Annotated in this window: 13 protein-coding genes; 9 read left to right on the top strand and 4 right to left on the bottom strand. The window is 39.5% G+C overall.

Annotated elements, in window-relative coordinates; translation table 11 throughout:
- The first annotated feature begins 74 nt into the window (after nucleotides 1-74).
- The 9 genes from BG04_RS02695 to BG04_RS02655 all read left to right on the top strand — a co-directional run bounded on the left by BG04_RS02695 (nucleotide 75) and on the right by BG04_RS02655 (nucleotide 7392).
- Complete coding sequence (locus tag BG04_RS02695) at nucleotides 75-623, top strand: 3-hydroxyanthranilate 3,4-dioxygenase (RefSeq protein ID WP_034650056.1); 549 nt, start codon at nucleotides 75-77, stop codon at nucleotides 621-623.
- Entirely contained in the window at nucleotides 608-1651 is a 1044-nt protein-coding gene (locus BG04_RS02690) for an amidohydrolase family protein (protein WP_034650058.1), read from the top strand. The genes BG04_RS02695 and BG04_RS02690 overlap by 16 nt, the downstream gene beginning before the upstream one ends.
- On the top strand, nucleotides 1623-2096 hold the full coding sequence (locus BG04_RS02685) for a RidA family protein (RefSeq protein ID WP_034650060.1): 474 nt from the start codon (nucleotides 1623-1625) through the stop codon (nucleotides 2094-2096). Before BG04_RS02690 ends, BG04_RS02685 begins: the two co-directional genes overlap by 29 nt.
- Nucleotides 2093-3562 carry an aldehyde dehydrogenase gene (locus tag BG04_RS02680; RefSeq protein ID WP_034650062.1) on the top strand — a complete coding sequence of 490 codons (1470 nt, stop codon included), beginning with the start codon at nucleotides 2093-2095 and terminating at the stop codon, nucleotides 3560-3562. Before BG04_RS02685 ends, BG04_RS02680 begins: the two co-directional genes overlap by 4 nt.
- A 24-nt stretch (nucleotides 3563-3586) precedes the next feature.
- Entirely contained in the window at nucleotides 3587-4366 is a 780-nt protein-coding gene (locus BG04_RS02675; protein WP_034650064.1) for a 2-keto-4-pentenoate hydratase, read from the top strand.
- A gap of 23 nt (nucleotides 4367-4389) precedes the next feature.
- Nucleotides 4390-5307: an acetaldehyde dehydrogenase (acetylating) gene (locus BG04_RS02670; protein ID WP_034650067.1), complete on the top strand. Its 918-nt coding sequence runs from the start codon at nucleotides 4390-4392 to the stop codon at nucleotides 5305-5307.
- Nucleotides 5297-6322 (top strand): 4-hydroxy-2-oxovalerate aldolase, encoded by a 1026-nt coding sequence (gene dmpG, locus BG04_RS02665; protein WP_034650069.1) that lies wholly within the window; start codon nucleotides 5297-5299, stop codon nucleotides 6320-6322. Before BG04_RS02670 ends, dmpG begins: the two co-directional genes overlap by 11 nt.
- 2 nt (nucleotides 6323-6324) lie before the next feature.
- Complete coding sequence (locus BG04_RS02660; RefSeq protein ID WP_034650071.1) at nucleotides 6325-7113, top strand: 2-keto-4-pentenoate hydratase; 789 nt, start codon at nucleotides 6325-6327, stop codon at nucleotides 7111-7113.
- Between the two features lie 78 nt (nucleotides 7114-7191).
- Nucleotides 7192-7392: a 4-oxalocrotonate tautomerase gene (locus BG04_RS02655; protein ID WP_034650073.1), complete on the top strand. Its 201-nt coding sequence runs from the start codon at nucleotides 7192-7194 to the stop codon at nucleotides 7390-7392.
- A gap of 78 nt (nucleotides 7393-7470) precedes the next feature.
- On the opposite strand, the gene kynB is transcribed toward BG04_RS02655, so the two are convergent.
- The 4 genes from kynB to kynU form a co-directional block, all read right to left on the bottom strand.
- Nucleotides 7471-8121, bottom strand: a complete 651-nt coding sequence (kynB, locus tag BG04_RS02650; RefSeq protein ID WP_034650075.1) for an arylformamidase — start codon at nucleotides 8119-8121, stop codon at nucleotides 7471-7473.
- A gap of 32 nt (nucleotides 8122-8153) precedes the next feature.
- Nucleotides 8154-9008: a tryptophan 2,3-dioxygenase gene (gene kynA, locus BG04_RS02645; RefSeq protein WP_034650077.1), complete on the bottom strand. Its 855-nt coding sequence runs from the start codon at nucleotides 9006-9008 to the stop codon at nucleotides 8154-8156.
- 39 nt (nucleotides 9009-9047) lie between these two features.
- A complete protein-coding gene (locus BG04_RS02640; RefSeq protein WP_051975573.1) occupies nucleotides 9048-10490 on the bottom strand; it encodes an amino acid permease in 1443 nt (480 codons plus the stop codon).
- A 117-nt stretch (nucleotides 10491-10607) separates the two neighbouring features.
- On the bottom strand, nucleotides 10608-11894 hold the full coding sequence (gene kynU, locus BG04_RS02635; RefSeq protein WP_034650079.1) for a kynureninase: 1287 nt from the start codon (nucleotides 11892-11894) through the stop codon (nucleotides 10608-10610).
- Between the last annotated feature and the right edge of the window lie 132 nt (nucleotides 11895-12026).

The following is a 12026-nucleotide window of genomic DNA, read 5'->3' as shown; positions in this document are numbered from 1 at the left end:
CTTAGTATTTTAAGTGCAATCAAACCAACCATTATTTTTTGAAAATTAAAATTTATTAAAAGGAGCTTATCTCAATGACAAATACTATTCAATCATCTAAACCATTAAATCTTTGGAAGTTTATCGAAGAGCATAAAGATCAATTAAAACCACCCGTAAACAATAAAGTAGTATGGAAAGACTCAGAATTGATGTTTATGGTTTTGGGAGGACCCAATAAACGCCGTGACTTCCACGTAGATCCTTCTGAAGAGATCTTTTATCAATTAAAAGGTGATTGCTATGTTGAAATCATTAATGAAGAAGGCAAGCGCGAAGTTGTAACGGTGAAAGAAGGCGAAGTGTATTTACTTCCTCCGAACGTTCCGCATTCTCCACATCGTGTAGCGGATACAATCGGTATTGTTATCGAGCGAAACAGAAGTGAAGGGGAGTTAGAAGACTTTGTATGGTTCTGTGATGAATGTGATGCCGAGATGCATCGGGTGAAAGTTCAGCTAACCAATATTGAAGTTCAAGTAAAAGAAGCCATTCAGGAGTTCAACAGCAGCTTAGAATTACGCACATGTAAAAAGTGTAATCATGTTATGGTACCGGAAGCGAGTGAATGGAAATGCGAATAGATTTTCACACACATATCATTCCGGAAAGTTTCCCTGATTTTGCTCAAAAATATGGCGGTGAGCGCTGGCCCGTGCTAGAACGTACATGTACATGCGGAGCATCGATTATGGTCGGAGGGAAAAACTTCAGAGACGTAACGGACCAAGTATGGAGCCCTGAAAAACGTATAGCTGACATGGATAAAGAAGGAGTAGATATTCAAGTGTTATCTCCTATCCCTGTTACTTTCTCTTATTGGGCTCAGCCCGAACATGCATTAGAAATGGCTAAAATCCAAAATGATTTTATTGCAGAAACAGTTGCTAAGTACCCTGATCGCTTTGTTGGTTTAGGGACGGTTCCTATGCAAGACGGTCCTACGGCTATTAAAGAAATGGAACGATGCGTGAATGAATTAAAACTGCATGGAATTGAAATTGGGACAAACGTCAATGGCCAAAATTTAGACCATCCATCTTTCATTGAGTTTTTTCAAATGGCTGAAAGGTGGGAAGTGCCCATTTTCATTCACCCGTGGGAAACGTTAGGCCGCGATCGAATGCCAAACCATAACTTTATGTATACGGTAGGAATGCCAAGTGAAACAGCACTAGCGGCTGCAACTCTTCTATGGAGCGGCATTATGGAGAAATTCCCTAAATTAAAAGTCTGTTTTGCACATGGAGGAGGATCTTTCCCTTATATTCTTCCTAGATTAGATAAAGGGTGGGAAGTATGGCCGCACCTTAGACAGACAACACATCCTCCTAGTTACTATGCAAAGCAATTTTATTTTGATTCGTTAAACTACGATCCACTGAACATAAAGTACATGATTGAACGTTTTGGACATGAAAAAATCTTTATGGGATCGGATTATCCATTTTTACTGCGTGAAGTTGTTCCGGGAAAAGTTCTGGATGAAACGCTGGATTTAACTGAGCAACAAAGATTAGATATGTTAGGTGGAAATGCCGCGAAGTTTTTAAACATCGGGCAAGAGAAAAGGAGTGACATTTATGCCAACAGTACAAACACTAGAGAATAGATTACAAGAACTTGGCTTAACGCTGTCAAAGGTTCGTCCTTCAGTAGGAAACTACGTCAGCTGTGTACGAACAGGTAATTTATTGTTTACTGCTGGCCAAGGTGTAGATCAATATCACGGCAAGTTAGGCAAGGATTTAACAATTGAAGAGGGATATAAGGCTGCTCAGCAATCCATGCTGAATTTATTGAGTGCGGTAAGTTACGAGTTAGAAGGGTTAAGCAAAGTGAAGCGTGTCGTTAAAATTCTTGGTTTTGTAAATAGTACAGAGGACTTTACGGACCAGCCTAAAGTAATGGATGGCGCTTCAGACTTGCTCGTAAAAGTATTTGGGGATAAAGGGAAACACGCCCGTTCAGCTGTAGGAATGGCTCAGCTCCCCAATAACACAGCTGTAGAAATTGAAATGGTTTTAGAGATTGAGGATGAGGAGGATATCCGATGAGTAAAGAGGCAGTTATTGAAAAAATGACGGTAAAAGATGCAAAGCTTTTTATTAATGGAGAATACGTAGACGCTCTATCCGGTCAAACCTTTGATACCTTTAATCCAGCAACGAATGAGAAATTAGCTTCTGTAGCTAATGGTGGCACAGAAGATGCAAAGCGCGCTATCGACGCAGCTCAGCGTGCATTTGAAAGCGGTATTTGGAGCAAGATGCCTGTTGAAGAGCGCTCTGCCATCCTTTGTAAAATGGCTGACTTAATTATGGAAAAAGTAGATGAACTAGCTTATTTAGAAACGCTAGATGTAGGAAAACCTATTAAAGAAAGTCGAGAGTTTGATATTCCACGAGCAGCTCAAAACTTTCGTTTCTTTGCCGAGATGGCTAAATATATGGTACATGAGCATTACGAAAAGCATAATGTCATGTCCTATGCCAAGTATTCACCAGCGGGAGTTACAAGCCTCATTATCCCTTGGAATCTACCCTTTATGCAGATGACATGGAAAGCTTCAGCTGCTTTGGCATCTGGCAATACAGTGGTTATTAAGCCCGCTTCTTATACACCGTTAAGTGCAGTGATGCTTGGAGAAATTGCTAATGAGGCTGGATTGCCTCCTGGTGTATTGAATATTATTACAGGTCCAGGTAATACGGTAGGGACTATTATGTCTACTCATCCGTCCGTTCGCCGTATTTCATTTGTAGGGGAAAGTAATACAGGAAAAACGGTCATGCGAAATGCAGCAGAAAACCTAATTCCTGTTTCGTTAGAGCTTGGAGGAAAATCGGCCAATATTGTATTTGAAGATGCGGATTTGGATGAAGCAGTAAAAGGATCTATCGAAGCAATCTATCGAAATCAAGGAGAGATATGCTTAGCAGGTTCTCGTTTACTTGTACAAGAAAGCATTTATAAGCAGTTTCTTGAAAAGTTCACAGCAGCGGTAAGAAATATTAAAGTAGGCGATCCTCTGAGTGAAGAGACAAACATGGGAGCACTTGTATCACAAAGTCACTTAGAAACGGTCGATGAATATGTCCGAATTGGTTTGGCGGAAGGAGCTAAGCTGGCATGCGGAGGAAAAAGAGCAGAAGGTTTAGAAACAGGAAATTTTTATGAGCCGACTGTTCTTTACGACGTAGATAACAAAATGCGTGTAGCTCAAGAAGAAATTTTTGGACCTGTACTTGTTGTTATTCCATTTAAAACGGAAGAGGAAGCAATTCAAATTGCCAATGATTCTATTTATGGATTAGCAGGGGTTGTCTGGACAAATGATTTACGAAGAGCACAACGCGTTGCTTCTGGAGTTACTGCTGGATTACTTTGGATCAACTGCTGGTATATTCGTGATTTAAGAACGCCGTTTGGCGGAGCAAAAGCAAGTGGAATTGGTCGTGAAGGCGGTCGGCACAGCTTTGAATTTTATACCGAAGCCAAAACAATTACGATGAAACTTTAACTCTATAAAAGAGGTGATTAACGGATGCGTACACTTATTAGTGAGCTTGCAGAAGAACTTTTAGAAGCAGAAAAGACGAATCAGCCAATTTCTCCTATTACAGAACGACATGCTGCTTTATCAGTAGCTGATTCTTACCATATTCAATTAGAGATTGTAAAAAGAAAGCTGGAAGAAGGAAAAAAGATTATTGGTAAAAAAGTTGGTCTAACCAGTAAAGCCATGCAAGATATGTTAGGAGTTAGTGAGCCTGATTATGGACACTTATTTGATGATATGAAAGTAACGGATAATGAAATAATCAACATTCATTCAATGGTGGCTCCAAAAATTGAAGCGGAAATCGGATTTATTCTAGAAGAAGATTTAAAAGGGCCCAACATTACCTATTTAGATGTCTTAATGGCAACGAAATACGTGGTGCCGACCATCGAAGTCATTGATAGTCGCATTGCCGATTGGAAAATCAAATTAGTCGATACGGTTGCAGACAATGGCTCTTCTGCCAAAGTAGTGGTAGGGAATAAATATTCCACAATTGAGCAAGCCGATTTACGTACGACTAGTATGATTCTCTATAAAAATAAAGAGCTTGTCGCAACAGGAGCTGGGGCAGCTGCCCTTGGACATCCGGCACATGCGGTTGCATGGCTGGCAAATAAGCTATCCGATTTCGATATTTGTCTAAAAGCCGGCGAATTAATCTTACCAGGGGCTCTATCTGCAGCCGTACCAGTTGCGAGCGGGGATGTAGTAAAAGCAGAATTCGGCTCTCTTGGTTCAGTATCCGTACGTTTTGAATAATACTGGAAAGAAGGTGAAGAGTAGTGGAAAAAGTGAAAGCCGCAATTATTGGCTCAGGAAATATTGGGACCGATTTGATGTATAAGCTTCAGCGCAGCGAATTTATCGAGTTAACAGCTGTTCTTGGAATTGATCCGGATTCAGATGGTCTAAAAAGAGCGAGAGAAGCAGGATATCAAACATACAGTAATGGTATAAAAGCCCTTGCTGAAAATCCAGATCTGGCGGAAATTATTTTTGATGCTACATCGGCTAAGGCTCACGTTAGACATGCAAAGATTTTAAAAGACTTAGGAAAAATGGTTGTTGACTTAACTCCTGCTGCCAAAGGACCTTTCGTGTGTCCTCCCGTTAATCTTGGAGAAAATCTTGAATCAGAAAATGTAAACATGATTACATGCGGCGGACAAGCGACGATTCCTATCATCTATGCCATCAACCAAGTTGCAGATGTAACATATGGAGAAATTGTAGCTACTATTTCTAGCCTAAGCGCTGGACCAGGAACACGAGCAAATATTGATGAGTTTACTGTTACCACAAGGAAAGCTATTGAAAAAGTAGGCGGTGCAGACTGCGGAAAAGCTATTATTCTCTTAAATCCGGCTGATCCACCTATCTTAATGCGCGATACAATTTATTGTAAAGTGAAAAATATGAATAAGGAAGCTATCCAAAAGGCTATCAAAGATATGGTCAAAAAAGTACAAGAATATGTACCGGGCTATAATTTAAAGCAAGAACCATTATTTGATAGTGATCAAGTAACAGTCTTTTTAGAGGTAACTGGAGCCGGAGATTATTTTCCTTCTTATGCCGGTAACTTAGATATTATGACGGCTGCTGCAGCGAAGGTTGCGGAAGATTATGCCCGCTACAAACTCGAAGAGAGCTTATATAGAGGAATAAAGAAAGAGAGGGCTATGACGAATGAAACGTAACAGTGATAAGCCTATTAAGATTACAGAGGTCAGCCTCAGAGATGGAAGTCACGTAGTCAAACATCAATTCACAGAAGCACAAGTAAAAAGTGTAGCGAAGACGCTGGACGATGCAGGGATGCACTATATCGAGGTTAGTCACGGAGACGGGTTAGGAGGCTCGACGCTGCAATACGGAAAGTCTCTCGTTGACGAAATGAAATTAATTGAGGCTGCGGTAGAAGAAGCGAAACAAGCCACCATTGCTGTTCTTTTAATTCCGGGAATTGGAACGGTACATGAGCTGAAGCAAGCAAATAGCCTTGGGGCAGGCTTAGTCCGAGTAGCTACCCATGTGACGGAAGCAGATGTTTCTGCTCAGCACATTGAATATGCTCGGAAACTAGGGATGGAAACTTTCGGTTTTCTAATGATGGCCCATTCAGCACCCGTAGAAAAGCTTGTGGAGCAAGCAAAGCAAATGGAAAGCTATGGAGCACAAGGAGTTTACATAACTGATTCAGCAGGAGCTCTTTTGCCTCATGAAGTTCGTGAACGTGTTAGAGCACTTCGTCAATCTCTTCAAGTTGAAGTAGGTTTTCACGCTCATAATAATCTTTCGTTAGCTGTTGCAAATACGCTTGCTGCTATTGAAGAAGGCGCCACTAGAATAGACGGAAGCGTTCGCTGTTTAGGAGCCGGAGCAGGTAACACTCAAACTGAAGCATTGATAGCCGTGTTAAACCGTTTAGGAATAGATATAGGTATTGATTTGTATAAAATAATGGATCTAGCTGAAGAAGTAGTAGGACCTATCCTGCCAGGATCTCAAGAGATTCGAAAAGGCAGCCTCGCAATGGGTTATGCAGGCGTGTATTCCAGTTTCTTACTTCATGCAGAGCGTGCTGCAAAGCGTTTTAATTTGGATTCACGTGATATTTTACTTGAACTTGGTAAAAGAAAAGCAGTCGGCGGTCAAGAAGATATGATTCTAGACGTGGCTGCTGAGTTAGCTCAAAGAAAGGTGGAAATGTGATCATGCCTTTAACGAAAAGCGGAAATTTAGAAATCGTTGACTATCTTTTATCTGCAGAAAGAGAAGGGTATGAAGTAATAAGAGTGACGGAACGCTACCCTGATTTGACAATTGATGACGCTTACAGCTTGCAAAGACAATTGATACAACGAAAAGTACAAGATGGTGTAAAACGAGTAGGTGTAAAGCTTGGTTTAACAAGTAAAGCTAAGCAGGAAATGATGGGGGTACATGAAGCGATTTATGGATACTTAACAAGCGACATGCTGGGATTTGAATGGGAACCTATAGCATTTAATCAGCTGATCCACCCAAAAGCTGAGCCTGAAATTGCTTTTTTAATGGGGGAAGACCTCTGTGGAACCAACTTAACTGAAGAAGATGTTTTAAAAGCAGTAAAATATGTTGCACCAGCTCTTGAAATTATCGACAGCCGTTACTTGGATTTTAAATTTATTCTTCCTGATGTAGTAGCTGATAACTGTTCGTCTTCACGTTTTATTGTAGGGAGCAATTGGATAAAGCCTGACCAAGTGAATCTAGCTAATATCGGAATGGTAATGTCTAAAAACGGAGAGGTTGCTACCGTAGGGGCGGGTGCTGCCGTATTAGGACACCCTGCCAAAGCTGTCGCCTGGGCGATTAATAAACTAGGTGAACATAAAGAAGGGTTGAAAAAAGGGGATATCGTATTAACTGGAGCGGTATCGGAAGCCATTTCTTTTAGACCAGGTGATAGTATCCACGCACAGTTCGCTGATTTAGGCAGCGTATCCTTCAGCTGCAGCTAACTAGAATTTTTTAATAATTATTTCATCTGAATATAAAGACCTTTTGTTGTATAGAAAACTTTGAGGGAAGTCGATAGTATGCCGATTGTACAAGTTCACCTTTTGGAAGGAAGAGAAGAAAAAGACATTAAAAACATGTTAGTAGAAGTAACCGAAGCAATTTCTAACAGCTTTGACATTGAAAAGGAGAGAGTAAGGATCATTGTCAACGAGGTTCCATCTTCGCACTGGGGAATTGCAGGAGTATCAAGGAAAGAAATAGATATGAATAAGAAATAAGTTGAAAAAATTTGAATAGCTATAATAAAAGAGCGGTATATTTATATACCGCTCTTTTTTGTATACATCGGAAACTATCTAAGGGAAAAGAATTGCTCTTTTAATAGTCGCTTTTTTCAGCAGCGCGCGCACAGGACTTCCATCAGCTTCAACTAAAGGAAGAGGAGCTGCGATTAGTTCATAGTCTCCTGAAGGGATTTTATCTAGTAAAACACCTTCTAAAATGTGAATTTTATGGTATGCAAGTTCATGGTGAGCCGCTAGTTCTTTACTATCGAGTGGATCTACTGAAGGCAGATCAATGCCTAGCAGGCGAATGCCAAACTTAGCTAAGTAAGAAGCTAAGCTTGGTTCAATGTAAGGAATGGTTTCCGGGAAAACACTTCGGTCTTGCCACGCGTCTGTTCGAATCAATAAGCGTGTAACACTTTTTAAATTAACATCTGACAATTCATTTATTCCAATGCTTTTATTAGCTGGGATATGGACAACTTTTGTACGTCCAATATATAAATCTAAGTCTAAATCAATAACCTTTTTTCCATCACTATCAAAATGAAAAGGTGCATCGATATGAGTACCGGTATGGATACTCATTGTTATTTTTCCAACATTTACAGAACCGGTCTCTTCTTTACTCCAATTCACTTCATAAGAAAAGGGAGTATCACCAGGCCATCTTGCTATTTTGTCGTCTAGAGGCTGTGAAATATCAATCCATTTGCTCATTCTTACTACCTCTCTATCTTTTTATAGAATATTTATAGCTTCGTTCGCAGGCTCCATAGTTCTGGGAAGAAGTGCTGATCCAGAGCTCTCTTTAAGTAATTCACTCCAGAAGATCCGCCTGTACCTTGTTTGTTTCCAATAATTCTTTCTACTGTACTCATATGACTAAATCGCCACATTTGCTGTTGATTTCCGATATCAACTAATTTTTCTGCTAATTCGTATAAGTCCCAATACTGATCAACGTTACGGTATACAGTAAGCCACGCATCCTCTACGCTGGCATTCGGTTCGTAAGGCTGTGAACAATCTCTTTGTAAGACCTCTTGATCTACCTGCAATCCGCGTTTCATAAGAGCATGAACAGCAGCATCATAGATACTAGGCTCATGAAGAGCCGTTTGCATTTTTTGATACAAATCCGCGTCATGCTGGTAAACAGAGAGTGTATGGACATTTTTATTTCCTAAAGCAAATTCTATCAGGCGATTTTGATAAGATTGAAAGCCAGAAGATTGACCTAATTTATCTCTAAATTCCATGTACTCTGCTGGTGTTAGCGTAGAGAGAACACTCCAAGATTGAATTAGCTGCTGCTGAATTCTTGAAACGCGTGATAACATTTTAAATGAAGGTTCCAGGTTATTACCACGGATGCACTGAATAGCAGCTGTTACCTCATGTAAAATTAATTTCATCCATAGTTCACTAGCTTGATGGATGACAATAAACAGCATTTCATCATGGTGATTAGAAAGTCTATGCTGACTAGATAATATTTTATCAAGGTGCAGGTAGTCTCCATACGACATAGATTTCTGAAAGTCCGTTTGAAGTTCTTTCTCTAGTTCAACTGCATTTGGTGCCTTATTATTTGTCGTTTTCATTTTGTATCCCCCTTGTTTTTATGTAAAATAACTTGAACGTTAACGTAATTCCTTTAATTCTTCTTTTAAGCTGCTATTAGCCATATCTTCTGCAAAATGATGGTTAACTTTTCTTTTCTTAGAGATAAAATAAGCAATGGATAAGAAAGCTAACCAAGGAATTCCAAACTGAAGCATAATTTTAAAATCTGTAAACCAAGTGGTAATCATTAAACCGAGTAATAAGATGGCTCCTAAAATCGTAAAATAGGGGAAGCCAAGCATTCTTACCGGTAATTTTCTTCCGCCAGATTTCTCCCATTTTTTTCGGAAGTAGAGGTGAGAAACAAATATCATAAGCCATGTGAACATAGCTCCGAACATTGAAATACCCATCATAAAGGCATACGAAGAGCTTGGGAGCAGTCCATTAACTGCTGCCGCAAGAAAAATGCCCAGGGTTGATACAGCAAGGGCCCATAGCGGTACACCTTTTTTGCTTAGTCTCCCTAAAAAAGCTGGTGCATATTTACTTTGAGAGAGGGAGAACATCATACGTGTGGAAGCATATAACTGACTATTCATAGCTGATAAAGCAGCCGTTAAAATAATAAAATTCATAATTCCAGAGGCAGCAGGGATATTCAGAATTTCCATTACTTTCACAAATGGACTTTTATCAACTTGAGCTGACTTCCATGGAACAATCATTAACATGATGCCTATAGTCAAAACGTAAAAAGTAGTTAAACGAAACACAGTTGCTTTTAAAGCCTTCGGAACGGCTATATCAGGCTCTTTTGCTTCTCCAGCTGTAACTGCAATCATTTCGGTTCCTAAGAAACTAAAGAGGGAAATAAAGACAGCTACCCACATTCCCCACCACCCGAAAGGAAGGAATCCACCATCATTTACAAAATTACCTGTACCCATATTAGGACGTGCATCTGTTCCATACAGAACATAGGACCCTAAAAGAATAAAGCCCACAATCGCACTAATTTTTATCATAGAAAACCAATACTCAAAAGTAGCAAACGTATTAACACTGGTTGCGTTTACATAGATTAATATGGTAGCAAACACTAAAATCCAGACAATACCCGGAACGCTTGGAAACCAGTACTTCATATACACGGCTATTGCACTTACTTCTACTCCAACGGCGAGAACGTTGGCTATCCAGTATGAATAGCGAACCAAAAAGCCTGCCAGGGGATGTACATATTTTTCGGAAATTGTTCCAAACGATCCAGAAGTAGGGTGGGCCACTGTCATTTCTGCCAGACACCCCATTAAAAGTAATACAACAAAAGCTCCTAAAGCATAACTAACCAATACACTAGGTCCAGCTGTTTGAATCGCAAGTCCACTGCCTAAGAAAAGTCCAGTTCCAATTGCACAGCCCATCGAAATCATTGTCAATTGACTTGTTTTTAGATTTCGTTTCAATCCCTTTTCTGCGTCATCTTTGTTTGGCAATTGAGTATTGTGGGTTTTCATATTTCATCTCCCTCATAGTTTCAAAATAATGGTTTGGCTGCATATCTACGTCAAATAGCTTCCTTAAGTTTTAGAAAGCGCTTACTTTTCTTGTTAAAAAAACAAGTAGTTTAGGTTTTACGCCACTACTTCACGTTCATTTTTAAATTTTTCATATTCTTTATCGTTCATAATTTTCTTCAAAGTTTGTACTACTTCCCAAACTTCTGTATAAGAAGTATAAAGAGAAACAGGAGCCAGACGAATAATATTGGGAGCGCGAAAATCTGGAATGATACCATTCTCTTTTAATGCTTTACAAATGCGCGCTGCTTCCTTATGTTCAAGACTTACGTGCCCTCCGCGCTTTTTATCTTCTCTAGGGCTTCCAATGGTAAATTTGAAGTCACTCAGCTCTTTTTCTAATAAATACATTAAATAATGATTGATTTTAAGAGATTTAGCTCGAATATTATCTATACCAGCCTCAGTGAAAATTTCTAGCGATCCAATTAAAGGAGCAAGACTTAAAACATGGGGTGTTCCAATTTGATAAGCACCGGCTGAATCAGCAGGTGTTAATATGTGCTTCATATCAAACTGCTTTTCTTTTTTTGAACTAAACCATCCTGCTAAACCAGGTGCTGTTCCAAAATGTTTTTTATTTACATATAAACCGCCTACACAGCCAGGTCCACCGTTTAAGTGCTTATAATTACACCAATATGCAAAATCAACATCCCATTTACTAAAGGAGTGAGGGATCGCACCAATAGAGTGGCAGCCATCAAATCCAATCAAAATTCCACGCTTGTGTGCTTCAGCCGTCAATCGTTCCATATCTAATATTTGGCCGCTGCGATAGAGTACAGTCGGTAAGATAATTAAAGCAATCTCATCGGTCATAGCCTCAATAATGTCATCTTCTTCTAAAAAACGGCCATCGCGGCTTTTTACACGTATAAGATGAGTATCTGGATTGTATCCATGGGTTCGCAGCTGACTTTGAAGCGCATAAATATCAGATGGGAAGGTCAATTCATCAGCTAAAATCTTTGTGCGCGTTCCTTTTGGACTGTAGAAAGTAGCTACAAGCTGATGAAGGTTAACTGTTGTCGAACCGGTTACAATCACTTCTTCGCTAGAAGCCCCAACTAACGGCGCACTCATTTCACCTAATTTTTCGGACAAGGAGAACCATGGGTGTTTCCCTTGAGTCCATCCATCAATTCCTTGTTCTTTCCAATCATTTAACACTTCTATAAGTCTGCGTTCAGCTCTTTTAGAAAGAAGCCCCAATGAGTTTCCATCCATATATATGGAATCAGGCTTTAAATAAAATTCGTCACGAAAACTTGAAAGGGAGTCTTCTTGATCTAACTGTTTGGCGTACTCTAATGTGGGTTTAAAGGTATTTAATTGCATAATTTTCCTCCTCTGCATTACTTAATATGTATCCTAGAAGAATCGTAACAAAGAATATGACACAGTGTCAATAATATAATTTTGAAAATTAAAAAAATAATTTTTGTAATAAATTATCTTTATTTCTTTTCG

Origin of the sequence: Priestia megaterium NBRC 15308 = ATCC 14581 (genome assembly GCF_000832985.1) — a bacterium.
Lineage (GTDB): Bacteria > Bacillota > Bacilli > Bacillales > Bacillaceae_H > Priestia > Priestia megaterium.
This window is presented reverse-complemented; position numbering and strand designations above follow the sequence as displayed.